This window comes from Delftia acidovorans NBRC 14950, assembly GCF_001598795.1.
Taxonomy (GTDB): Bacteria; Pseudomonadota; Gammaproteobacteria; order Burkholderiales; family Burkholderiaceae_C; genus Comamonas; species Comamonas acidovorans.
Genome location: NZ_BCZP01000021.1, coordinates 1 through 23,339, shown reverse-complemented (window position 1 = coordinate 23,339; position 23,339 = coordinate 1). Strand labels below are relative to the sequence as shown.

Here is a 23,339-nt window from a genome sequence, read left to right as displayed (position 1 = left end):
ATCTCACCCCAGGGTGTGCGCCGCCGCTTGCAGGGCGGGCGCCTCGGCGGGCAGCAGTTGCCCGTGTCCATGAAGCCAGCGCTGCGCCTCGTCCGCCTGCCGGGTGCGCCGCTGGGCCTGGGCCTGCAGCACGTCCTGCCAGGCCCAGTGGTGCAGCGGCAGCTTCAAGGGATGCTGCAGCGCAGGCCCCCGGCGCTTGAGCAACTGCACGCGCAGGCAGGCTGGCGTGCCGCCTTCGCCCGGCTCCCCCAACTCTGTCTCCACGCGCAGCCGCAGCGGCGCGGGCGAGGCCACCGTCTGCAGGGCGGCCGAGGCCTCGCGCCACAGCCACAGAATGCGCCCCTGCGCAGCGGCCGCCCATTGCAGCCGGCGCAGCGTGGCCATGGGCAGACCGGCTGGCAGCCAGGCCAGCACGGCCAGCACGTCGCGGCAGCGCAGTGCCTGCTCACAGACCCAGGCCAGCCCTGCCCCATCGCCTGCCGGGTGGGCGCCGGGGTGGGTGTCGGCCTCCACGCAGCACAGCCGGTGCGCCGCCACGCCCGCCGCTTCCAGTCCCGGTGCAAAAGGCCTGCAAGGCGGCGCCACCAGCACCACCTGGCCCGCGCTGCGCTGCATCAGGGCCGCCAGGCCCGGCAGCAGCAGCGGCCACTCGGCATGGCCATGGGCGGGTTGCAGCAGCTCGACCATGGCACCCAGCGGCCAGCCCCCGCCTGGCAATTGCGCATCCAGCAGCGCATGGCCCGAAGGCTGGACCCGCTGCTGCAGCGCCTGCTGCCAGCCATCGCCACGCCACACGCCCTGCAACTGAGGCAGCACACGCGCCGCGCCCGCCATGGGGGCGGGCTGCGCAGGTTGGGAGGCGTAGGGCGTGGTCATGGGGAAAATCTTAAATACTGTATGAATATACAGCACTCTTGATTTCCGAGAGATCCACGGATGTAAAAAAGCCGGGCAAGCCCGGCTGTCTCAGTGCGCTGGCGCTCTCGCTGCGCCGCCCGCTGGGGGCGTGGCGTCGATCTGCATGCAGGCTTCGCACCATTGCGCGACCGCTGTGTCCACGGCGTGGGTGCGGGCATTGATGGCGGGCCAGCGGCGCAGGCAGGCGTTGACGATGGCCTGCAGTTGCCACAGCGCCTCGCGGCTGAGCAGGGCCAGCTCGCTCATGCCCTGCACGTCGTCCTTGAGGTAGGCCAGCAGGTCGGTTTGCTGGCTGGGATGCAGGCCGGCCTCGGCCAGCTGCTTTTTCAGGCCGCCGATGCTGGAGTCGATGTAGACGGCCGCCTGGTGGTCGGGCATGGCCTGCCAGCGCTCGGGAAAGGCCTGGCTGAACGTGTCCCACATCTGGAAGGCGGCCGACAGCGCTGCCACGCTGTGCGTGACCTCGGCCTGCAGCGGCGGCAGGGGCGTGCCCGGCGAGATCTCGTCGTACAGCAGCGGCAGCAGGATGCCGACCAGATCGGCCGGATAGCGGCGGTGGTTCATGCGCAGCATCAGCGACAGGCGCTGGCCGGGCAGGTCCTGGAATTTGTCGAAGAAGGCCGAGACCACCTCGGCCAGCAACAGGATACGGCCCATTTTGGAGATGGCTTCGCCATGCACGCCGCGCGGATAGCCCGTGCCGTCCATTCGCTCGTGGTGCTCGAGCACGGCCATTTCCACGTCCTGCGAATACGCGCCCGCGCCACGCATGATGAGCATGCCCGTGACCGAGTGCGCCACCAGGTGCTTGCGCTCGGCGCCCGTGAGCCGGTAGTTGGGGTCGGTCCAGGCCGGGTCCATGTAGAGCATGCCCACATCGTGCAGCAGGGCCGCCGTGGCCAGGGGGCCGCATTCACGCTCGCTCCATTCGCTTTGCAGCGCCAGGTAGACGGCCACCAGCATCATCTGCAGGCTGTGGGCGAACAGCTCGGGCCGCTGCTCGCGCATGACCGTGAGCTTGAAGGCGATCTGCGGCGGCAGCACCATCAGGCGCAGCGGCGCCAGCAGCCGGTCCGTGCCGCCCAGCGACTGCACCAGGCGGCGCATCAGGTCCACGGTTTCGCACTGCACCATGGCCTGGGCCTCGATGGCCAGCACGTCCACGCGGTTGTCCACGCCCAGGTGCTTGTCGATGGGGTCGCGCAGCTTGTGCTTGACCAGGCGCTCGTACATGTTGCCGTCGATGCGCGCACCCTTGTCCACGAGCTTGACGCCCTTGTCGTTGAAGATGGGCTCGCCGGTGACCACGTTGCAATGCTCGGCCATGTCGGTGACGGCGCGCAGGAAATGCACGCCCTCGTCCTTCCATCCCTGCGCTGTCGGTGGATTGCGCACGGCCGCGACATCCGTCATAGAGGCTCCCATTGGCTCGAAATCTGAAATATAAGCAAAAGAGCCCGCGCAAGGCGGGCTCTCGTTGCGCAGGCCTGCCAAGGCAGGCCGTGCACGGCAACATCAGCGAATCAGCGTCACGCCGGTCTTGGACTGGATGTCCTCGAAGCTCACTTCGGGGGCCAGTTCCACGAGCTTCAGGCCCTGCGGCGTCACGTCCATCACTCCCAGGTCGGTGATGATACGGTCCACCACGCCCACGCCGGTCAAAGGCAGAGTGCAGGCGGGAAGAATTTTGAGGTCGGTCGTGCCGTCCTTCTTCTTTGCCACATGTTCCATGAGCACGATGACGCGCTTGACGCCCGCCACCAGGTCCATGGCGCCGCCCATGCCCTTGACCATCTTGCCGGGAATCATCCAGTTGGCCAGGTCGCCCTTCTCGGACACCTGCATGGCGCCCAGGATGGACAGGTTGATCTTGCCGCCGCGGATCATGGCGAACGACTGGTCGCTGCCGAAGATGGACGAGCCGGCAATCGTCGTCACTGTCTGCTTGCCGGCGTTGATCAGGTCGGCGTCCACGGCATCCTCGGTCGGGAAGGGGCCGATGCCCAGCATGCCGTTCTCGGACTGCAGCCACACTTCCTTGTCACCCGTGTGGTTGGCCACCAGGGTGGGAATGCCGATGCCCAGGTTGACGTAGAAGCCGTCTTCGAGTTCTTGGGCCGCGCGGGCGGCCATCTGGTCTTGGGTCCACGGCATGGTCAGGCTCCTTGTTTTTCTGTGATGGTGCGCTTTTCGATGCGCTTTTCGGGATTCGGGTTGTGCACGATGCGGTGCACGTAGATGCCGGGCAGGTGGATGTCGTCCGGTGCGATCTCGCCGACCTCGACCACCTCTTCCACTTCCACGATGCAGACCTTGCCGGCCGTGGCTGCGGCAGGGTTGAAGTTGCGCGCCGTCAGGCGGAACTGCAGGTTGCCGCTCTTGTCGGCACGGTGGGCCTTGACCAGGGAGACATCGGGCACGAGCGAGCGCTCCATCACATAGGTCTCGCCGTCGAATTCGCGCAGCTCCTTGCCCTCGGCCACCATGGTGCCCACGCCGGTCTTGGTGAAGAAGGCGGGAATGCCGGCGCCGCCTGCGCGCAGCTTCTCGGCCAGCGTGCCCTGGGGCGTGAATTCCAGCTCCAGCTCGCCGGCCAGGTACTGGCGCTCGAACTCCTTGTTCTCGCCCACATACGACGAGATCATCTTCTTGATCTGGCGCGTCTCCAGCAGCTTGCCGAGGCCAAAGCCGTCCACGCCCGCGTTGTTGGAAATCACCGTCAGGCCCTTGACGCCGCTGTCACGCAGCGCGTCGATCAGGGCCTCGGGAATGCCGCACAGGCCGAAGCCGCCTACAGCCAGCAATTGCCCGTCGGCCACGACGCCCTGGAGCGCCTGCTCCGCGGAGGGGTAGAGCTTTTTCACACATGTCTCCTTCAGATTGGATGCGCTACGATACTACGTACTTGCATAGGTAGTTTTTCGTAAAGATTTGCCCATGGATATAGATTACCGGCTGGCGTTCGAAGCCGCCCCCGTCGGCCTCGTGATCTCGCGCAATCGCACCATGATCGACTGCAACCGCCAGGTCTGCGAGATGTTCGAGGCCTCGCGCGAGGTGCTGATCGGCCAGACCTTCCAGATCCTCTACCCCAGCGCCGACGAGTACGAGCGGCTGGGCGCGCGCATCGCGCCCATTCTCAACGCCCGGGGTTTCTACTCGGACAACCGCATCATGAAGCGCGCCAACGGCGAAACGTTCTGGTGCCATGTCACGGGCCGCACGCTGGACCGCAGCGACCCGCACGCCTCGGGCATCTGGAGCTTCGAGGACCTCAGCGCCCACCGTCCCGTCAAGGCCGAGCTCACGGGGCGCGAGCGCGAGGTGGCCGCCCGCCTGCTGGAGGGGCTGACCTCCAAGGAAATCGGCCGCGCCCTGGCCATCAGCCACCGCACGGTGGAGATCTACCGCGCACGGCTGATGCGCAAGTACGGCGCCTCCACGGCCGCCGACCTGGTCCACAAGCTGGTCTCGGGCTGACAGGGCGACGGCCTACACGGGCCGTATCCGCCCGCGCAACACAATGCCTTGGCAAAAAGCATGCCCGGCACGGCGCATGCGGGGGGCGGTGAAATTTTTTGGCTATGGCGCAGTTGAGATTTGCCAATCGCCAAAGCCTTGCCGCATCCATAGAACGAAACAACAATAAAAGCAATTCGATAGCACACAGCTATTGATTTTCCAAGCGCCGCGCTGCCTGCGTGCAAGCCGGCGCCGCTACCACCCCTCGATCAAGGAGAGACCATGACCCACAAGCTCACCACCGCCGCAGGTGCCCCGGTTGCCAACAACCAGGACTCGCTCACGGCCGGCCCGCGTGGCCCGATGCTGCTGCAGGACCTGTGGCATCTGGAAAAAATGGCCCACTTCAACCGCGAAGTGATTCCCGAGCGCCGCATGCACGCCAAGGGCTCGGGCGCCTTCGGCACCTTCACCGTGACGGGTGACATCACGCGCTACACCCGCGCCAAGGTGTTCTCCGACATCGGCAAGCAGACCGAAGTGTTCGCGCGCTTTTCCACCGTGGCCGGCGAACGCGGCGCGGCAGACGCAGAGCGCGATATCCGCGGCTTCGCCGTCAAGCTCTATACCGAGGAAGGCAACTGGGACCTGGTGGGCAACAACACGCCGGTGTTCTTCTTCCGCGACCCGCTCAAGTTCCCCGACCTGAACAAGGCCGTCAAGCGCGATCCCTACACCAACCTGCGCTCGCCCGAGAACAACTGGGACTTCTGGACCGGCCTGCCCGAGGCCCTGCACCAGATCACCATCGTCATGAGCGACCGGGGCATTCCGCGCGGCTACCGCCACATGCACGGCTTCGGCTCGCACACCTACAGCTTCATCAACGCCAGCAACGAGCGCCACTGGGTCAAGTTCCACTGGGTCTGCCAGCAGGGCATCGAGAACTTCGGCGATGCCGAGGCCGCCGCCGTGGTCGCCTCCGACCGTGAAAGCAGCCAGCGCGACCTGCTCGAAGCCATCGAGCGCGGCGAGTTCCCGCGCTGGAAGCTGTGCGTGCAGATCATGCCCGAGCATGAAGCCGAGACCTACCGCTTCCACCCCTTCGACCTGACCAAGGTCTGGAGCAAGAAGGACTACCCGCTGATCGAAGTGGGCGTGATGGAGCTCAACCGCAACCCGCGCAACTACCACGCCGACGTGGAGCAGGCCTCGTTCACGCCGGCCAACCTGGTGCCGGGCATCGGCCCCTCGCCCGACCGCATGCTGCAGTCGCGCCTGTTCTCGTATGGCGATGCCGCGCGCTACCGCCTGGGCGTGAACCACCACCAGATCCCCGTGAACGCGCCGCGCTGCCCCTACCACGCCTACCACCGTGACGGCGCCATGCGCGTGGACGGCAACTACGGCGGCACCATCGCCTACGAGCCCAACACCAAGGGCGAGTGGCAGGAGCAGCCCGCCTTCGCCGAGCCGCCGCTGGCCCTGCACGGCGCGGCCGACCGCTGGAACTACCGCGAGGACGATGCCGACTACTTCACCCAGCCCGGCGACCTGTTCCGCCTGCTCACGCCCGATGCGCAGCAGCGCCTGTTCGAGAATACGGCGCGCAACATCGCCGGTGTGTCCGAGCACATCGTGCAAAAGCACATAGCGCACTGCACCCAGGCCGACCCGGCCTACGGCAAGGGCGTGGCCGATGCCATCGCCCGCCAGAAGGCCGGCACGCTCTGACCGGCTGACGCCCACGGCAAAACGCCCCCGAAACTTCGGGGGCGTTTTTCATGGCGCGCCCTGCCCTCAGGCCACGGCCTTGAAGGCGGGAAGCTTGTCGCCCAGCCGCTTGCCCATCTCCGTGCCCAGGGCCTGCAGGCCGCTCATGGGGCGCACCATGACCTCGAATTCCCGGATCAGCCCCTGCTCGTCGAAACGGATGAAGTCGATGCCCTTGAGGTTCTTGCCGCCCACGCTGGCGCTGAACTCCAGCACCACGTCCAGGCCGTCATCGCTGGCCATCTGGCGGTGGTAGGTGAAGTTCTCGAACACCTGGACCACGGTGGACAGCGCCAGCATCAGCGCGGGTGCCGAGGCATAGGGCGTGTTCGCCATGGGCGAGCGGAACACTGCATCGGGATGGACGATGGTGTGCAGCTCGCCCAGGTTGCTGGCGGCAACCATGCGATGCCACAGCTCCAGGGAGCGGGCGACTGCGGGATGGGCGTTCTTCGGGGGCTGGGACATGCTTGTCTCCTGGTGGTTGAGGTTGAAAACGGAATCGGGCGGCGCCCTCAAAGGCTGGCCGCCAGCGTGGTGCCTTGCAGGATGGCGCGCTTGGCGTCGAGTTCGGCCGCCACGTCGGCGCCGCCGATCAGGTGCACGCTGCAGCCCGCCGCGCTCAGGGCCGCATGCAGCTCGCGCTGCGGCTCCTGGCCCGCGCAGAGCACGACGTTGTCCACCTCCAGCAGTTGCGGCTGGCCGTCCACGGTGATGTGCAGGCCGGCGTCGTCGATGCGCTCATATGCCACGCCCGAGCCCATGGCCACATTGCGTGCCTTCAGCGAGGTGCGGTGTATCCAGCCCGTGGTCTTGCCCAGTTGGTCGCCCACCTTGGTGGACTTGCGCTGCAGCAGGTGCACGCGGCGCGGCGAGGGCTCGGCCTGCGGCTGCGCCAGGCCGCCGGCCTGGGCGTAGTCCGTGTCTATGCCCCACTCCGCATAGAACTTGCGGGGCGCCACGGCGCCGCTGTCGCCGGCGTGGGTCAGGTACTCGGCCACATCGAAACCTATGCCGCCCGCGCCGATGATGGCCACGCGCTCGCCCACGGGCCTGTTGCCCTGCAGCACGTCCAGGTAGCCGAGCACCTTGGGATGGTTGACGCCCTCGATGGCGGGAACGCGCGGCCGTATGCCCGTGGCCAGCACGATCTCGTCATAGCCGCCCTCGATGAGCTGGGCTGCCTCCACGCGGTGGCCCAGTTGCAGCGCCACGCCGCCCAGCTCCAGCTGGCGGCGGAAGTAGCGCAGCGTCTCGTGGAACTCCTCCTTGCCGGGCACCTTCTTGGCAATGTTGAACTGCCCGCCGATCTCGCTGGCCGCATCGAACAGCGTCACCGCATGGCCGCGCTGCGCGGCAGTGACGGCAAAGCTCAGGCCCGCGGGGCCGGCGCCCACCACGGCGATGCGCTTGGCGGCGGGCGCAGGCGCAATCACCAGCTCGGTCTCGTGGCAGGCACGCGGGTTGACCAGGCAGGAGGTGATCTTGCCGCCAAAGGTATGGTCCAGGCAGGCCTGGTTGCAGGCAATGCAGGTGTTGATCTCGTCGGCCCGGCCCTGGCGCGCCTTGCGCACGAAGTCGCCATCGGCCAGCAGCGGCCGGGCCATGGAGACCATGTCGGCATAGCCCTCGGCCAGCAGGCGCTCGGCCACTTCGGGCGTGTTGATGCGGTTGGAGGTGATCAGCGGGATGCCCACCTGCCCCATCACGCGCTGCGTGACCCAGGCATACGCGGCGCGCGGCACCTTGGTGGCGATGGTGGGGATGCGCGCCTCGTGCCAGCCTATGCCCGTGTTCAGCAGCGTGGCGCCTGCGGCCTCGATGGCCTGGGCCAGCGCGATCACTTCCTCCAGCGTGGAGCCGCCCTCCACCAGGTCCAGCATGGACAGGCGGTAGATGATGATGAAGTCCCGCCCCACGCGCTGGCGCGTGCGCCGCACGATCTCCACCGCAAAGCGCATGCGGCCCGCGTAGCTGCCGCCCCATTCGTCATCGCGGTGGTTGGTGCGCGCAGCGATGAACTCGTTGATCAGATAGCCCTCCGAGCCCATGATCTCCACGCCGTCGTAGCCCGCATGCCGGGCCAGGGCTGCGCAGCGCACGAAGTCCTCGATGGTCTGCTCCACCTCGTCGCCCGTCAGCGCATGCGGCACGAAGGGGTTGATGGGCGCCTGCAGCGCGCTGGGCGCCACCAGCCCGGGCTGGTAGGCATAGCGGCCGAAGTGCAGGATCTGCATGGCGATCTTGCCGCCCTCGGCATGGACGGCCTGCGTGACGATGCGGTGCTGGTCCGCCTCGTGCTCATTGACCATCATGGCGCCGCCCTTCATGGGCCGGCCGCGCTCATTGGGGGCGATGCCGCCCGTGACGATCAAGCCCACCTCGCCGCGCGCGCGCTCGGCGTAGAAGGCGGCCATGCGCTCGAAGCCGTTGGGCGCCTCCTCCAGGCCCACGTGCATGGAGCCCATGAGCACGCGGTTTCTGAGCGTGGTGAAGCCCAGGTCCAGTTCGGCATTCAGGTGGGGGTAGTGGGTCATGCCTGTCTCGCTTTTATGCAACTGATTGCATGAATGTAGTCAGCCTCCTTTATTTATGCAACTGGTTGCGCAAAAAATTGCAGAAATGACCGCAGCGCTTGGCCACACCTCCATGCAGGCCCGTAAGATGGCGCCCAGCGCCAGTCCCTTTGTTGCCGATGTCCCTGCCACACGCCCTTCTCACCGCCTTGGTCGAGCACCCCTGCTCGGGCTCGGAACTTGCCGAGCGCTTCGACCGCTCCATCGGCTATTTCTGGAATGCCACGCACCAGCAGATCTACCGCGAACTCGCCCGGCTGGAAGAGGCGCAATGGATCGAGGCCCTGCCCGCCGAATCCGGCCGGGGCCGCAAGCGCCAGTACCGCATCCTGCCCACCGGCCGCAAGGAGCTCAAGCGCTGGGTGGCCGAGCAGGAAGACCCCAAGCCGCTGCGCGAGGAATGGATGGTCCGCCTGCGTGCCGAGGCGGTGGTGGGCCCCTGCGGACTGCAGGACGAAGTGCAGCGGCTGCTGGCACTGCACCAGGCGCAGTTGGATGTCTACCAGCGCCTGGAGCAGCGCGACTTCCTGGACAAGCCGCCCACGCGCGAGCGGCGGCTGCAGCACCTGGTGCTCAAGGCCGGCATACAGCAGGAGCAGCTGTGGATAGGCCTGCTGCAGGAAGCCCGGGAGATCCTGGACATGCCGGCCAGGCCCTGAGCAACGGTTGCGAAGACTGAGACGGCCGAGACGGTCGCGACGGCCGCCTCAGCCCTTGTTCAAGCCGTGCAGCACCAACCCCGGCGCCTCCAGCCGGGCACGCAGAATGCGCCCGTGCGTGGAGTCCGTCACATACAGCGTGCGGCGGTCCGCGCCGCCAAAGGCCAGGTTGGTGAGCGAGCTTCCCGGCACGCCACGCAGCACCTGCACGGGCTCGGCACGGTGGTTGAGCACCCACACCAGGCCCAGGCCCGGGTTGGCCACCAGCAGCCGGCCCTGGTCATCCACGGCCAGCCCGTCGGGGCCGCTGGGGCCGTAGGAGGTGAAGAACTGCCCCACCTTGGCCACGCTGCCATCGGGCAGCAGGGGCACGCGCCAGACGCAGTTGCCGCGCGTCACGGCCAGGTAGAGAACGCGGCCGTCGGGCGACAGCGCCACGCCGTTGGGGCTGGGCACGTTGGCCAGCAGCAGGTCCAGCCGGCCGTCCGGCCGCAGGCGGTACAGGCGGCCGCTGGGGTCGTGCAGGCCGCTCTGGCCCTGGTCGGTGAAGTAGAGGTTGCCTTCGGCATCGAAGACCAGGTCGTTCACCCCCTTGAAGCGCTCGCTGTTGCGCCGCTGCAGATAGGGGCTGACGCGCCCCGTGGCCACCTCCAGGCGCATCAGGCCGTTCTTGTAGTCGGTGATCAGCAGCGTGCGCTCGTCAAGGAATTTCATGCCGTTGGGCTCGCCGTCGTACTCGGCCACCAGGGTCCAGGCGCCTTGCGGATCGATGCGGAAGACGCGGCCCCAGGGAATGTCGGCCACGTACAGATTGCCGGCCGCGTCGAAGACCGGGCCTTCGAGGAAGGAGTCGGTCACGGCGCCGCTGCGGTTGGCATCGGCCCAGTCGCTGCGCTCGGGGCGGCGCAGGGCGTTGGGCATGGCGGTGAACGATTCGAGTTCGCAGACCTGGGGGGCTTGCAGCAGGAACATGGTGTCTGTCTTTCTTGGAGTGTCAGGCCGCGCCGTCGAAGCCATACAGCCTTGCGGGGTTGTCCACCAGGATGCGGTCCATGGCCTCGTCCGTGCCGGCCCAGGCCTGCAGCAGATCGACCAGGTCGGCATCGTCGACGGAGCCCGGCGCCTCGGTGGTGTGCGGCCAGTCGCTGCCCCAGACCAGGCGCTCGGGTGCGGCGCGCACCAGGTCGCGGCCCAACGGCAGCGTGTCGGCATAGGAGGGGCCGCCCACCGATGAACGCATATAGGCGCCGGAGAGCTTGACCCAGGTGTTGCCGCCATCGAGCAGCCGGCGCAGCGCGGCATGGGCCGCGCCCTCCACGCCAGCCACGCCCTTAACGCCCTCAGCCGGGTCGATGCGGCCCAGGTGGTCCACGACCAGGGGCACGGGCAGCGCGCCCAGCACGGGCTCCAGCGCCACCAACTGTTCGGGCTGCACAAAAATCTGCACATGCCAGCCCAGCCGTGCAACCCGGTGCGCCAGCGTGACCAGCATGTGGGCCGTGGTCTCGCCCCAGGACTGCGGCGAGACAAAGTTCACGCGCACCCCGCAGACGCGGTGCGCGGCCAGCCGGTCCAGCTCGGCATCGGCCACGTCGTGAGCGACCACGGCCACGCCGCGCGCCATATCGCCCAGGCGCTCCAGCGCATCGAGCGTGCAGGCGTTGTCCGTGCCATAGGTCGATGGCGTGACCACCACGGCGCGCGAAGTGCCCAGGCGCTGCTGCAGTTGACGGTACATGGCCACGTCGGCATGCGGCGGCGTGCGCGGCCAGTGCGGCGACGGCGCAAAGCGCGCATCGAAGATGTGCATGTGGCTGTCGCAAGCCAGGGGCGGCAGCGTGCGCGCAGGCCGGCTCGTGCCGGCCGAGTGCGGCACGGCCATGGCGATGTCGGTCATGCCCATGCGCTCAGTCCAGCACGATGGCGCCCTTGCGCACCACCTCGCCCCACTTGGCGTCTTCCTTCTGGAGGAAGGCGGCGAACTCGGCCGGCGTCGTTCCCATGGGCTGGGCGCCCAGGTCGCTCAGGCGCTGGCGCACCTCGGCTTCCTGCAGCACCTCGGCCAGCGCCTGGTGCAGGCGCGTGGCCACAGGCTCGGGCGTGCCCGTGGGCAGGAAGATGCCGTTCCACTCATAGGCCTCGTAGCCAGGAATCACGGTCTCGGACACGGTGGGCACATCGGGCAGGCGCGCCGAGCGCTGGGGCGCCGCCACGGCCAGGGCGCGCAGCTTGCCGCCCGTGACCAGCGGATAGGTGGCCGCCATGGTGCCGAACATGAAGTCCACCTGCCCGCCCATCACATCGGCAATGGCCGGCCCGCCGCTCTTGTAGGGCACGTGGACCATGTCCAGCTCCAGCCGCTGGCGGAACAGCTCGGCCGCCAGGCGCTGCACCGTGCCGCTGCCGCCCGAGGCGAAGTTGATCTTGCCCGGCTGCGCCTTGGCCCTGGCCGCCAGGTCGGCCACGCTGCGCACGGGCGAGTCAGCCTTCACCACGACCACATTGGGCATGAGCAGCACCAGCGACAGCGGCTGCAGCGCGCTGCGCGCATAGGGCAGCCTGGCGAAGAGATGCGGGTTGATGGAAAACGGCGTGGCGTCGTAGAGCACCGTGTAGCCGTCGGCGCGCGCCTTGGCCACCTGGCTGGCGCCAATGGTGCCGCTGGCGCCGGGCCGGTTGTCCACGATGATGCTGGTGCCCAGCCGCGCGCCCATGCGCGTGGCCAGCAGGCGCGCGGCCGCGTCGGCGCCGCCGCCGGGCGCATAGGGCACGACCAGGGTGATGGGACGCTCGGGAAAGGCGGCCTGGGCCACGGCGGCGGCCAGGGCGCAGGCCGCGATCAGGGTTCCGGCAAGGAATTTCATGGCTTGTCTCCAGATTTTTTCGAGGGGGTGGCGGCCGAATCAATCCGCCTTCAGGTTCAGTTCGCGGGCGATCTGCGCATAGGAGGCCGCTTCGCTGGCCACGCGCTGCGCGAAGGCGCTGCCGCAGCTCGACTCGGCATCCATGCCCAGGCCGTGCAGCTTTTCCGCGGCCGATGCACTCTTGGCAAACTCCACGGCCACCCGCTCCAGCGCCTGGGCCACGCTGTCGGGAATGCCGGCCGGCGCGAGCACGCCATACCAGACATCGGCCGAGTAGTCGCCGCCGCCCGCTTCTGCAAAGGTGGGCACCTGGGGCAGCAGGGACGCGCGTTTGGGCGAGGCCACGGCCAGCGCCGTGAGCTTGCCGCTGCGCACCTGGGGCAGCACCGAGCCCAGCGTGGCGAACGAGCTGTCGAGCTGGCCGCCCATGAGGTCGGTCACCACGGGCGCCGCGCCCTTGTAGGGCACGTGGTTGAGCTTCAGGCCCTTGGCCCGCGCAAACATCTCGGTGGCGAAATGGCCCGAACTGCCCATGCCCGCCGTGCCGGCCGTGACGCTGCCGGGCCGGCTGCGCGCCTGGTCCATGTACTCCTGCAGGCTGCGCGCCGGCATGCCCGGCCCCACGACCAGCACCGTGGGGCTGCTGGCCACCGTGCACAGCGGCCGGAACGAGCGCACCACGTCGAACTTCACGCGGCCCTGGTACAGCGCCGGGATCATGCTGTGGTTGGTGGCACCGAACAGCAGGGTGTAGCCATCGGACGGCGCACCAGCCACGGCCTGCGCGGCCACGATGGTGTTGGCCCCGGGTTTGTTGTCCACCACGAAGGGCTGGCCCAGGGCCTTGCCCGCATGGTCGGCAAAGGCGCGCGCCACCACGTCGGTGGGGCCGCCCGCCGCAAAGCCCACGACCAGCCGCACGGGCTTGGCCGGATAGTCCTTCTGCGCCAGTGCGGGCTGGGTGCCCAGCACGGCCAGCCCCATGGCGGCCAGCAGGCCGCCGCGCAAGGCCAGGCGGCGGACCTCTTGGAAATTCCTCGACATCGCTTGTCTCCTCCTCAAATCACATGCATGCACATGCATGGGCCAAGGGCGCGCACGGCGCCCCTGCCCTGGCTCAGGCGCCGGCCGCCGCAGGCACGCGGGCCAGCACCTCCAGCACATTGCGGGCCGCGCCCACGCCCATGTTCACGTAGGCATCGCCGGTCACGCCGCCGATATGGGGGCTGAGCACGAAGTTCTTCTCGCCCTGGAACGGGTGGCCGGCCACCATGGGCTCCACCGCAAAGCTGTCCAGCCCTGCGGCCGCCACCTGGCCCGAGCGCACGGCGGCCAGCAGCGCGGCCTCGTCGATCAGGCCGCCGCGTGCGGTGTTGACCACGATCACGCCGCGCTTGCAGGCCGCCAGCGTGGAGGCGCCGAGCATGCCCCGGTTTTCCTCGGTCAGCGGGCAGTGCAGCGAAATCGCATCGGACTCGCGCCAGATGGTTTCCAGGTCCACGGGCTGCACGTAGGCGGGCAGGTTCTTTGCGAAGGGATCAAAGCCGATCACGCGCATGCCCAGCGCATCGGCCATGCGCGCAAAGCGCAGCCCGATGGCGCCCAGCCCCACCAGGCCCACGGTGCGCCCGCCCAGCTCCAGGCTCTTGTGCGTGGCCTTGTCCCAGTGGCCTGCGTGCATGCGGGCATCCAGCGCCACCACCGACTTGGCGCAGGCCAGCAGCAGGGCCAGTGCCTGCTCGGCCACGGCCGCCGCATTGGCGCCAGCGGCGGCCACCACGGCAATGCCGCGTTCGGCGGCGGCCGCCTTGTCGATGGTGTCCGTGCCGCTGCCGTGCTTGGAGATCACGCGCAGCGAGGGCGCCGCGTCCATCACGGCCGCGCCCACCTTGCCGTAGCGCACGATGATGGCCACGGGATCATGGGCGCGGCACAGCGCGACCAGGTCCTCTTCGGTGGGCGTCTTGCCCGCATAGACGATCTCGTGCCGGGCCAGCAGGTCCAGCGCCTGTTGCGCCAGATCGGCGCCGGTGACGATGATGGTGCTCACAGCGATTCCCCTTCCTTGAGCACGCCGGCCGCGCGCAGGGCCGCGGGCAGCCACTTCGATGCGGTGTCGCCGCGCGCAATGGCCTCGATGCGGGCGGCTTCGTCCGCCACCTTCTTCACGGCCAGCTCCAGCATGGCGGGGGCCTTGGCGCGCTCGATGACGACCACGCCATCGGCATCGCCCACCACCAGGTCGCCCGGGTGAACCGTCGTGCCACCAGCGGAGATGGCGTGGTTGATGCGGCCTGGCACGAACTTGGTCGGGCCTGCGGGATTGAAGCCTGCGCTGAACACGGGGAAGTCCAGCTCCAGCAGCTCCAGGCGGTCGCGGATGGCGCCGTCCACGATGACACCGGCCAGGCCCAGCTTCTTGCAGGCGCTGAGCATCAGCGTGCCCATGAGCGCCGCCGTCTGGTCGCCCTTGCCGTCGATGACCAGCACGTCGCCGGGCCGGGCCAGCGCAATGGCGGCGTGGATCATGAGGTTGTCGCCGGGGCGCACCTCGACGGTGAAGGCCGGGCCGGCCACTTTCATGCCCTGATGCACGGGCGCCACGCGCGAATGCATGGTGCCGCGGCGGCCCGCCACGTCGGCCAGGATGGCGGCCTGAAAGCCTGCTGCGCGTTGCACGACTTGGGCGTCCACGCGCTGTATGTCACGGATGATTTCTGGGAGTTGGCTCATGATGGTCCAGTGAGATGAGGTGAAGGAAAACAGGAAGATGCAAGCGGTTCAGTCGGCCTTGATGCCGGCCTCGCGGATGAGTTGGGCCCACTTGGCGGAGTCGGATTTCTGCAGCTCGCCCAATTGCCGCGGCGTGCCGCCGACCAGGGTCACGCCCAGCCGCTCGGCCAGTGCCACGACGGCCGGGTCCTTGAGCGCCTGGCCGATCTCCTGGTTCAGCCGCTGCACGATGGCGGCCGGCGTCCTGGCCGGCGCAAAGACGGCCTGCCACTGCTCGACCACGAAGTCGCCGATGCCGGCCTCGGCCATGGTGGGCACGTCAGGCAGGGCCTTCAGGCGCGCCGCCGAGGTCACGGCCAGCGCGCGCAGCTTGCCGCCCTGCACATGGGGCAGCGCGGCCGCCACGGGGGCGAACATGAACTGCACCTGCCCCGCCAGCGTGTCCTGCAGCGCGGGCGTGTCGCCCTTGTAGGGCGCATGGATGAAGCGCACGCCGCCCTTTCTTTGCAGCAGCTCGCCCTGCATCTGCAAGATGGTTCCGCTGCCGCCCGAGGCAAAGGCCAGCTGGCCCGGCTGCGCCTTGGCGGCGGCCAGCAGATCGGCCACCGACTGGAAGGGCTGGGCCGCGCCCACCACCAGCAAATGGGGGATGGTGCCTATGGTGATGACCGGCTCGAAGCCCGCAATCGGGTCATAGGGCAGCTTGCCCATGAGGTGGGGCGCGATCGCCTGCGGGCCGATGGAGGTGCCCAGCAGCGTGTGGCCGTCCGGCGCCGCCTTGGCCACATAGGCCGCGCCGATGGTGCCCGTGGCGCCCGCGCGGTTGTCCACGATCACGGTGCTGCCCAGGGCCTTGCCCAGTTGCAGTGCCACCTGGCGGCCCAGCACATCGGTGCTGCCGCCGGGCGGATAGGGCACAACCCAGGTGATGAGCTTGCCTGCCGGCCATGCGGGCTGCGCCTGGGCGGCGGGGCTGCACAGCGGCCCCAGCAGGGCGGCGCCGCCTGCGGCCAACAGTGCGCGGCGCGCGGGATGGAAAGTGTTCATGGTTTGTCTCCTGCTTGTGTGCAAAGCGATGGCGGCGCTGCGGTCTCGAAGCCGTACAGCGCCCGGGGGTTGTCCACCAGCACGCGCTGCAGCGTGGCGGCACCGCCGGCATGGGAGGTCCAGTCGGCCAGGCGGTCGATCTGGCGGGCGTCATCGGGCAGGGGCTGCATGCCTGCCGAGGCGCTGACATGCGGCCAGTCGCTGCCCCACAGCACGCGCTCGGGCGCGCAGCGCAGATAGCTGGCGGCCAGGGCGTCCAGCGCCGGGTCTTCAACCGACTGCAGCGCGCTGACGATGTAGCCGCCGGACAACTTGACCCAGGCCCTGCCGCCCTCCAGCAGCTCCAGCAGCAGCGCATGGCCCGCATGGCGCCCCGCCTGCACCGGGGCAATGCGGCCGAAGTGGTCGAACACCAGCGGCACCGGCAAGAGCCGCAGCACGCCGGCCAGGGACGCCAGCAGGTCCGGCGCCATCAGCAGCTGCAGGTGCCAGCCCAGCGGCGCGATGCGGCGGGCCAGTGGCACCAGCAGCTCGGCCGTGCCCGTCACGCCCAGCGACAGGTTCAGCCGCACGCCGCGCACGCCCAGGCCGTGCAGGCGCTGCAGTTGGTCATCGCTTTCGCTGCCATCGATCACGGCCACGCCCCGCGCCTGCGGGCCGAGGGCGGCCAGCCCATCCAACATGCAGCGGTTGTCGCTGCCATAGGTGGACGGCGTGACCAGCACGCAGCGCGAGGTGCCCAGGCGCCGCTGCAGCGCGCGGTAGTCGCCGGCCGAGGCGTCGGGCGGCAGCAGCCGCGCGCCCGGGGTTGCCGGGTAGCGGCCGTCATAGACATGCACATGGCAGTCGCAGGCATCCGGGGGCAGCGTGGCACGGGGCCGGGCGCTGCCCTGCGAGAAACGGACGGGCACGGCAAGGCTGTCGCAGTCCATGGCGAGATCTCGATGGAGGAAGAAAAAGGAAGGGAGGAGGAAGCGCGGAGGAAGCGAAAGGGCTGGCGCCCCTGCCCCCCGGTCTCAGTCCAGGCTGGCGCCCGAGTCCTTGACGATGCGTGCCCAGCGCGGCACCTCGGCGCGCAGCAGCGCGGCGAACTTCTCGGACGAGCCGCCCAGCACCTCGCCGCCTTCGGAGCGCAGCTTCTCGGCCACCTCGGGCACCAGCAGCGCGTCGTTGATGGCCTTGTTCAGCTGCTGCACGATGGCCTGGGGCGTCCCGGCCGGGGCCAGCACGCCGAACCAGGTGACGGCCTCGAAGTCCTTGTAGCCCGACTCGGCCAGCGTGGGCGTCTGCGGCAGCTGGTCGGAGCGCTTGAGCGAGGTGACCATCACCGCGCGCAGCTTGCCGTTGCGCACCTGGCCCAGCAGCGTGGGCACGGCGGACATGTAGAAATCGATCTGCCCGCCCACCAGGTCGGTCATGGCCTGGGCCGCGCCCTTGTAGGGCACATGGCGCAGCTTGATGCCGGCCGCGTTCTCGGCCAGTTCGCCGGCCAGGTGCGCCACCGTGCCGTTGCCCGAGTAGCCCAGCGTGAGGCCGTCGGGCTTGGCCTTGGCGGCCTTGACCAGGTCGTCAAAGGTCTTGTAGGGCGAGTTGGCGGGCGCGGCCATCACGATGGGCGCGGAAGACACCAGCGCCACGGGCACCAGGTCCTTCAGCGGGTCATAGGGCAGCTTGGCGTACAGCGAGGGGTTGATGGCCAGGTTGCTGGTCTGGCCCATGACCAGGGTATGGCCGTCCGGCGCGGCCTTGGCCACGGCATCCACGCCCAGGTTGCCGCCGGCGCCGGGCCGGTTGTCCACCACCACGGTCCACTTGTTGTGGTCCGCCAGCCGCTGGGCCACGGTGCGCGCGATCATGTCCGTGCCGCCACCGGGCGGAAACGGCACGACCAGGCGGATGGGCTTGCGGGGATAGGTGTCCTGGGCCTGTGCAGCACCCATGGGCACGATGGCGGCAACGCCGACCAGGGCGGCAAGAAGGCGTGCGTTGAGGCAACGCGAAAGCGAGGGAATCGGCATGGCGGTTTGTCTCCGTTTGTTGTGTCCAACGCCCGCATGGCTGCGGTGCGTGGGACGAACTTTATGAAAACGTTTCAACCCATACAATGCCGTTTCATACAGCGCAACCAATTGCATGCCTTGCACCATGAACAAGCCCCCCAGCACCCCTTCCCCGGCGCAGACATCCGATGACAAGGCCAGCCCGGCCAAGGACGGCGGCGTCATCGCCGTCACGCGTGCCTTGCAGCTGCTTGGCGCCTTCGCCCTCGGAGAGTCGCACCTGTCCCTGGCGGAACTGAGCCGGCGCTGCGCGCTGCACAAGACCACGGTGCTGCGGCTGGCGCGCACGCTGGCGCAGTCGGGCTTCATGGTGCAAAGGGACGATGGGGACTGGCGCCTGGGCCCGGCCGCAGGCTGGCTGGGTGCGCGCTACCAGGCGGGCTTTGATGTGCAGAACGTGCTGGAGCCCGCGCTGCGCGCGCTCACGCAGGCCAGCGGCGAGAGCGCGGCCTTCTATGTGCGCGAAGGCAATGTGCGCACCTGCCTCGTGCGCGTGGAAGGGCCGCAGGCGCTGCGCCACCATGCGCGCATGGGCGAGGGGCTGCCGCTGGACCAGGGCTCGCCGGGGCGCGTGATCCTGGCCTTTTCAGGCGAACCGGGGCCGGTGTACGAGCAGATCCGCCAGCGCGGCTACCACTGGTCCATCGGCGAGCGCGAACAGGGCGTGGCCACGGTGTCGGCGCCGGTGTTCGGCATGCACTGGCGGCTGATGGGGTCCGTGTGCATCTCCGGGCCGGCATCGCGCCTGCCCGAGTCCCGGCTGGAAGCCATGGCGCAGACGGTGGTGGCGGCGGCCAACCAGCTGTCCTATGCGCTGGCGGGCAGCGCCAGCACACAGGCCCCTGTGGTGCGCGCCAGCCAGTGGCATCCCTGAGACCACCTTCCGGGGCGACGCCCGGAAGGTGGATGGCCGCTTACTGCAGCGCGCCCATGGGCAGGGCGATGGGCTTGCCGTTGAGCGTGACCTGGCCGGCCTGCATCTTGAGCGCGCTGACCAGCTTGTCGCCTTCCAGGCGGGCATAGCCCGTGGCCTGGGCCATGCCCAGCATGCCCTCCACGTCCTCGGCCGAGACATCGGGCTTGCCCGATGCCTTGAGCAGCGGCTCCAGCCAGGCCTTGGGCAGGCTGGCATTGGCCTGCAGTGCCGAGGTCTTGAGCAGCGCCGGCATCCAGCCGGCCTGGGCGACCTGCTCCTGCGTGGGCGCGCTTTGCACTTCGGCGCCGTACTCCAGGTGGCCGGTCTGGCCCTGGTAGGTGGCCTGCAGCTTCATGGAGTAGGCCGGCAGGGCCGCCACCAGGCGCGGGGCGTTCTGCATCAGCACGCCCATGCCCTGCTCTTCCAGCGATTCCAGCGCCTTGGCCAGGCCCTCCTTGCGGTAGCCCTCGACCATGACGCGCTGGAAGCCGCGCAGGGCCTCGATGTCCAGGCGCTGGATCTTTTCCTCGTAGCCCACGGACTCGAAATCGATGGGGCCGATGCGGCCCGTGCCCTTGACCTGGGTGGTCATGCCCAGCGTGGTCTTGTCGGACTCGATGACCGAGCTGCCGTCCACGTTCTTGAGGTCCAGCAGCGTCTTGGCCTCGCCGCCTTCGGCGGGCGTGCTGCTCATGCCGAAGCGGGCGATGCGCACGCTGGCCTTGCCGGGGCCCAAGCCCCACAGGCCGTCGATGACCTTGTTCTCGAAGCTGCTCTCCAGGCCCGTGAGCATGATGCTAGTGCGCTCCACCGGCACTGCGGCCGGCTGGGTGGGAAGGGCCTCGTCGTTGTCGGATTCCTCCTCCTCGCCCTCTTCCTCTTCCACGCCCATGGACTTGTCGCGGCTGGGCAGGCCCAGCAGGGCCACCTCGGGCCAGCGCCAGGTGCCCTTGACGCTGCCACCGCCCAGGGCCGTGTCCAGCACCATTTCCTGCCAGCGCATGGTGACTTCCTGGTCGCCCAGCTCGCCGGCGGGCAGCAGCAGGCGCACATCCTGGCCGCCCGTGAAGTGGTGCACGCTGGTCAGCGTGGGGGCTGCGGCCTTGGCCAGCATCTGCGTGCTCTTTTCGTCCAGGCCGTCGAGCGCAAAGCGCGTCTCGGAAACCGCTGCCGCCAGTCGGCCACCGGCCAGCGGGCCGTGGCGCACCGTGGTGTCCACCACCAGGCGCACGGGCTTGGACGCAGCGACCGGTTCTGCGGCGGCGGGCGCTTCAGCTGTGTCGGCTGCTTTTGCCGCGTCAGCCGTTTCAGCCGCATCGGCTGCCTGAGCTTGCGCCGCAGGCCACTGCAGCACCAGCTTGGCCTGGGAGGAAAGGAATCCCTTGTGGTACTCGTCGGTCACGACGACTTTCTCGCCCAGCACCTTGCGCAATTCGGCCACGGCCTCCTTGTAGCCAGCCTCGGCCCGCTGGCCGGTATACCAGGTGGTTCCTCCATAGCCCACGACGGCCAATGCCACGGCAGCGGCCACTACGGTTTTCTTGTTGCTCATTGTGAATATCCCGTGATGAATAAGACCCTCCCCCTCGGGCGGGCCGCGCGACTGTATCAGTTCGGCGTTTCACCACAGATCGGCAATGGGCTGCGCATTGACGCAGCCATGCCTCCTGTCGCAGGCACGCATGGACGCAGGCCCTTGCCCAGGGCTTGCCAGGCCTTGCCTGCAGCGGTTTTCAGGACCTGCGCCCCCGGCATTGCCCGCGCAAGACAGGCACCCGGATTTTTCAATTACTTACCATTGCCGCACATGATTGGCATGCCAATTGAATTCGGAGGAAAACGCTATGGCGTCATGCATATGGCGTCACGGATATGGCGTGAATGCACCTTTCCCCTCTTTGCCGGCTTGCCCGAATGCCGTACCGAGTGCCTCCAATGACGGCACTCACCCGGCCTGCAGCAGAAATGGCAGGGCCGCGTCCAGCAGTGCATCGGGCGCCTCCTCGGCGATGTAGTGCCCGCAGGCCAGCGGCCGGCCGCGCACATCGTCGGCCACGAGCTGCCACTCGCGCAGCGGATCGAAGCAGCGGTGCACCACGCCCTCCTCGCCCCAGAGCACCAGCAGCGGCATGGACAGCCTGCGCCCGAGCTGGCGGTCTTCGCGGTCATGCTCCAGGTCGATGCCGGCCGAGGCGCGGTAGTCCTCGCACATGCCGTGCGCGCTGCCCGGCAGCGCCAGGCAGCGCTGGTACTCGGCCAGCGCCCGGGGATCGAAGGGCGCCAGGCCGGCGCTGCGCCGGCCCATGATCTCGCGCACATAGGCGGCGGGGTCGGCCTCGATCAGGCGCTCGGGCAGCGGCGCGGGCTGGATCAGGAAGAACCAGTGCCAGTAGGCGCGCGCAAAGGCCTCGCCGGTCTGCTCGTACATGGCCAGCGTGGGCGCAATGTCCAGCAGCACCAGACGCTGCACGCTGGCGGGATAGTCCATGGCCAGCCGGTGCGCAACGCGCGCGCCCCGGTCATGCGCCAGCACGCTGAAATGCTCATGGCCCAGCCGGGCCATCATCCGCAGCAGGTCGCGGGCCATGGTGCGCTTGCTGTAGTTCACATGCTCGGGGTCGCCGGCCGGGCGCGAGGAGTCGCCATAGCCGCGCAGGTCGGCCAGCACCACGGTGAACTGCTGCGCCAGCCGGGGCGCGACGCGGTGCCAGATGGCGCTGGTCTGCGGGTGGCCGTGCACCAGCAGCAGGGCCGGCCCCTGGCCGCCCACCCAGGCGTTGATCTCCACCCCGTCATCGACCGTGATGCGCTGCTGGCGCAGGCCCGGCATCCATGGATCTGTGTGCATCCCGGAGATTCCTTCTACGTTGTTCATGACTGTCAGCCTGCCATGCTAATCAGTAAACCAGGCTGCATAAATAGCAAAATACTGCATTGATCCATCAGTTCAATTTACGAATCAACCATCCACCGCATCCACCATGGACGGCTTTTCCGACCTGCGTTTCTTCTCGCTGCTGATCCGCGAAGGCAGCCTGGCCGCCGCGGCCCAGCAGATGGGCGTGACGCCGCCCGCCGTCAGCCGCCGCCTGTCCCTGCTGGAGCGGCGCCTGGGCGTGCGCCTGCTGCAGCGCACGACACGGCGCATCCACCTGACGCCCGAGGGCGAAGCCTACCTGCTGGACGGCGCGCGCATCCTGGCCGACCTGGAGGCGTTGGAGCGCAGCATCTCGGGCACGCGCGCCACGGCGCGCGGCCCGCTGTCCATTGCCTGCACGCTGGGCTTTGGCCGCCAGCGGCTGGCGCCCGCGCTGTCGGCCTTTGCGCGTGCCTATCCCGAGGTGCAGGTGCAACTGCAACTGACGGACAGGCCCGTCAACCTGGTCGAGCAGGGCTTTGACGCCGTCGTGCGCTTTGGCACCCTGCCCGACTCCGCCCTCACCGCCCGCCTGCTGCTGCCCAACCGCCGCGTGCTGTGCGCCGCGCCCTCCTACCTGGACGCCCACGGCGAGCCGCGCCAGCCCGCCGACCTGCAGGCCCACCGCTGCATCGTGATCCGCGAGAGCGACGAAACCTATGGCAGCTGGCGCCTGAGCCGGCGCACGCGCCAGGGCCTGAACGAGCACAACATCAAGGTCAACGGCGTGATGAGCACCAACGACGGCGCTGCAGCCCTGGCCTGGGCGCTGGACGGCCACGGCATCCTGCAGCGCTCGCTCTGGGACGTGGCCGCGCCGCTGGCCGCAGGCGCGCTGCGCGAGGTCCTGCCCCAATGGCAGCTGCCTGCGGCCGACATCTACCTGGTGCACGCCACGCGTAGCGAGATGTCGGCCAGAATCCGCGCGCTCACCGGCTTTCTGGGCGACTGGTTTGCACAACGGCCTGAGCCGGACATGGCGCCCGCCTGAGCCCGGGCGCAATCTGCAACCTCGGCGGCAGACAGGCTGTCATGCGCGTTCACCCCGCGCAGCGCAGGCCATGCGAACATGGCCCGCAACGACAACCACCACACCCAGGAGACAAGACACATGGCCACCGCCCGCTACCCCCAGCCCGAACTGTCCAGCCTGCCCGAGGACATCCGCACCCGCATCCTTGAAGTGCAGGAAAAGGCGGGCTTCATCCCCAACGTCTTCCTGGCCTTTGCGCGCCGCCCTGCCGAGTGGCGCGCCTTCTTCGCCTACCACGATGCCCTCATGCTCAAGGAAGAAGGCAGCCTGACCAAGGGCGAGCGCGAGATGATCGTCACCACCACCAGCGCGGCCAACCAGTGCCTGTACTGCGTGGTGGCCCACGGCGCCATCCTGCGCATCTACGAAAAGCAGCCCTAC

At 68.7% G+C, this 23,339-nt stretch carries 24 protein-coding genes; 7 read left to right on the top strand and 17 right to left on the bottom strand.

Translation table 11 applies throughout. The features are described 5' to 3' along the window. Positions 1–3 precede the first annotated feature (3 nt). The 4 genes from imuA to DA1_RS22255 form a co-directional block, all read right to left on the bottom strand. Positions 4–876, bottom strand: a complete 873-nt coding sequence (gene imuA / locus DA1_RS22270) for a translesion DNA synthesis-associated protein ImuA (RefSeq protein ID WP_034394712.1) — start codon at positions 874–876, stop codon at positions 4–6. A gap of 90 nt (positions 877–966) precedes the next feature. Beyond that, positions 967–2,331: an HD-GYP domain-containing protein gene (locus DA1_RS22265; RefSeq protein ID WP_034394715.1), complete on the bottom strand. Its 1,365-nt coding sequence runs from the start codon at positions 2,329–2,331 to the stop codon at positions 967–969. A 102-nt stretch (positions 2,332–2,433) separates the two neighbouring features. Continuing rightward, positions 2,434–3,072, bottom strand: coding sequence for a 3-oxoacid CoA-transferase subunit B (locus tag DA1_RS22260; protein ID WP_012206068.1), 639 nt, complete (start codon positions 3,070–3,072; stop codon positions 2,434–2,436). A 2-nt stretch (positions 3,073–3,074) separates the two neighbouring features. Next, positions 3,075–3,782 carry a CoA transferase subunit A gene (locus tag DA1_RS22255; protein WP_016446257.1) on the bottom strand — a complete coding sequence of 236 codons (708 nt, stop codon included), beginning with the start codon at positions 3,780–3,782 and terminating at the stop codon, positions 3,075–3,077. Positions 3,783–3,855: 73 nt separating this feature from the next. On the opposite strand from DA1_RS22255, the gene DA1_RS22250 reads away from it, so the two are divergent. Beyond that, the gene (locus tag DA1_RS22250) at positions 3,856–4,398 is read left to right on the top strand and encodes a PAS and helix-turn-helix domain-containing protein (RefSeq protein ID WP_012206070.1); all 543 of its coding nucleotides are present in this window, start codon (positions 3,856–3,858) and stop codon (positions 4,396–4,398) included. A 264-nt stretch (positions 4,399–4,662) separates the two neighbouring features. Then, on the top strand, positions 4,663–6,114 hold the full coding sequence (locus DA1_RS22245; protein ID WP_013802010.1) for a catalase: 1,452 nt from the start codon (positions 4,663–4,665) through the stop codon (positions 6,112–6,114). Between the two features lie 66 nt (positions 6,115–6,180). Here the strand turns inward: DA1_RS22245 and DA1_RS22240 are convergent, their stop codons facing one another. Both DA1_RS22240 and DA1_RS22235 read right to left on the bottom strand, forming a co-directional pair. Next, positions 6,181–6,621, bottom strand: a complete 441-nt coding sequence (locus DA1_RS22240) for a nuclear transport factor 2 family protein (RefSeq protein WP_034394719.1) — start codon at positions 6,619–6,621, stop codon at positions 6,181–6,183. Positions 6,622–6,668: 47 nt separating this feature from the next. After that, a complete protein-coding gene (locus DA1_RS22235; RefSeq protein WP_034394722.1) occupies positions 6,669–8,690 on the bottom strand; it encodes an oxidoreductase in 2,022 nt (673 codons plus the stop codon). Between the two features lie 158 nt (positions 8,691–8,848). Here DA1_RS22235 and DA1_RS22230 point away from each other — a divergent pair, with 158 nt between their 5' ends. Further along, on the top strand, positions 8,849–9,388 hold the full coding sequence (locus DA1_RS22230) for a PadR family transcriptional regulator (RefSeq protein ID WP_016446262.1): 540 nt from the start codon (positions 8,849–8,851) through the stop codon (positions 9,386–9,388). Positions 9,389–9,436: 48 nt separating this feature from the next. On the opposite strand, the gene DA1_RS22225 is transcribed toward DA1_RS22230, so the two are convergent. The 9 genes from DA1_RS22225 to DA1_RS22185 form a co-directional block, all read right to left on the bottom strand. Further along, positions 9,437–10,360: an SMP-30/gluconolactonase/LRE family protein gene (locus tag DA1_RS22225; RefSeq protein WP_034394725.1), complete on the bottom strand. Its 924-nt coding sequence runs from the start codon at positions 10,358–10,360 to the stop codon at positions 9,437–9,439. A 22-nt stretch (positions 10,361–10,382) separates the two neighbouring features. Further along, entirely contained in the window at positions 10,383–11,291 is a 909-nt protein-coding gene (locus tag DA1_RS22220; protein ID WP_034394727.1) for an amidohydrolase family protein, read from the bottom strand. Positions 11,292–11,295: 4 nt separating this feature from the next. Continuing rightward, entirely contained in the window at positions 11,296–12,252 is a 957-nt protein-coding gene (locus DA1_RS22215; protein WP_034394730.1) for a tripartite tricarboxylate transporter substrate binding protein, read from the bottom strand. A gap of 39 nt (positions 12,253–12,291) precedes the next feature. Beyond that, positions 12,292–13,296, bottom strand: coding sequence for a Bug family tripartite tricarboxylate transporter substrate binding protein (locus tag DA1_RS22210; RefSeq protein ID WP_034394732.1), 1,005 nt, complete (start codon positions 13,294–13,296; stop codon positions 12,292–12,294). Positions 13,297–13,369: 73 nt separating this feature from the next. Beyond that, complete coding sequence (locus DA1_RS22205; protein ID WP_034394733.1) at positions 13,370–14,302, bottom strand: NAD(P)-dependent oxidoreductase; 933 nt, start codon at positions 14,300–14,302, stop codon at positions 13,370–13,372. Beyond that, entirely contained in the window at positions 14,299–14,985 is a 687-nt protein-coding gene (locus DA1_RS22200) for an RraA family protein (protein WP_034394737.1), read from the bottom strand. The genes DA1_RS22205 and DA1_RS22200 overlap by 4 nt, the downstream gene beginning before the upstream one ends. A gap of 48 nt (positions 14,986–15,033) precedes the next feature. Next, positions 15,034–16,032 carry a Bug family tripartite tricarboxylate transporter substrate binding protein gene (locus tag DA1_RS22195; RefSeq protein ID WP_034394740.1) on the bottom strand — a complete coding sequence of 333 codons (999 nt, stop codon included), beginning with the start codon at positions 16,030–16,032 and terminating at the stop codon, positions 15,034–15,036. Beyond that, positions 16,029–16,964, bottom strand: a complete 936-nt coding sequence (locus DA1_RS22190; protein WP_034394743.1) for an amidohydrolase family protein — start codon at positions 16,962–16,964, stop codon at positions 16,029–16,031. Before DA1_RS22190 ends, DA1_RS22195 begins: the two co-directional genes overlap by 4 nt. 84 nt (positions 16,965–17,048) lie before the next feature. Next, on the bottom strand, positions 17,049–18,050 hold the full coding sequence (locus tag DA1_RS22185) for a Bug family tripartite tricarboxylate transporter substrate binding protein (protein ID WP_034394746.1): 1,002 nt from the start codon (positions 18,048–18,050) through the stop codon (positions 17,049–17,051). A 127-nt stretch (positions 18,051–18,177) separates the two neighbouring features. On the opposite strand from DA1_RS22185, the gene DA1_RS22180 reads away from it, so the two are divergent. After that, on the top strand, positions 18,178–18,966 hold the full coding sequence (locus DA1_RS22180; RefSeq protein WP_034394749.1) for an IclR family transcriptional regulator: 789 nt from the start codon (positions 18,178–18,180) through the stop codon (positions 18,964–18,966). Between the two features lie 40 nt (positions 18,967–19,006). Here DA1_RS22180 and DA1_RS22175 read toward each other — a convergent pair whose 3' ends face one another. Then, a complete protein-coding gene (locus DA1_RS22175) occupies positions 19,007–20,560 on the bottom strand; it encodes a YdgA family protein (protein WP_034394752.1) in 1,554 nt (517 codons plus the stop codon). A 15-nt stretch (positions 20,561–20,575) separates the two neighbouring features. On the opposite strand from DA1_RS22175, the gene DA1_RS31190 reads away from it, so the two are divergent. Further along, entirely contained in the window at positions 20,576–20,947 is a 372-nt protein-coding gene (locus tag DA1_RS31190) for a hypothetical protein (RefSeq protein ID WP_196248527.1), read from the top strand. A 6-nt stretch (positions 20,948–20,953) separates the two neighbouring features. Here the strand turns inward: DA1_RS31190 and DA1_RS22170 are convergent, their stop codons facing one another. Beyond that, complete coding sequence (locus tag DA1_RS22170; RefSeq protein ID WP_034394755.1) at positions 20,954–21,856, bottom strand: alpha/beta fold hydrolase; 903 nt, start codon at positions 21,854–21,856, stop codon at positions 20,954–20,956. A 133-nt stretch (positions 21,857–21,989) separates the two neighbouring features. Between DA1_RS22170 and DA1_RS22165 the strand changes: the two genes are divergently transcribed. Both DA1_RS22165 and DA1_RS22160 read left to right on the top strand, forming a co-directional pair. Continuing rightward, positions 21,990–22,916, top strand: a complete 927-nt coding sequence (locus DA1_RS22165; protein ID WP_034394758.1) for a LysR family transcriptional regulator — start codon at positions 21,990–21,992, stop codon at positions 22,914–22,916. Positions 22,917–23,036: 120 nt separating this feature from the next. Then, positions 23,037–23,339: peroxidase-related enzyme (locus tag DA1_RS22160; RefSeq protein WP_155737664.1), on the top strand; the 303-nt coding region annotated here is incomplete at its 3' end.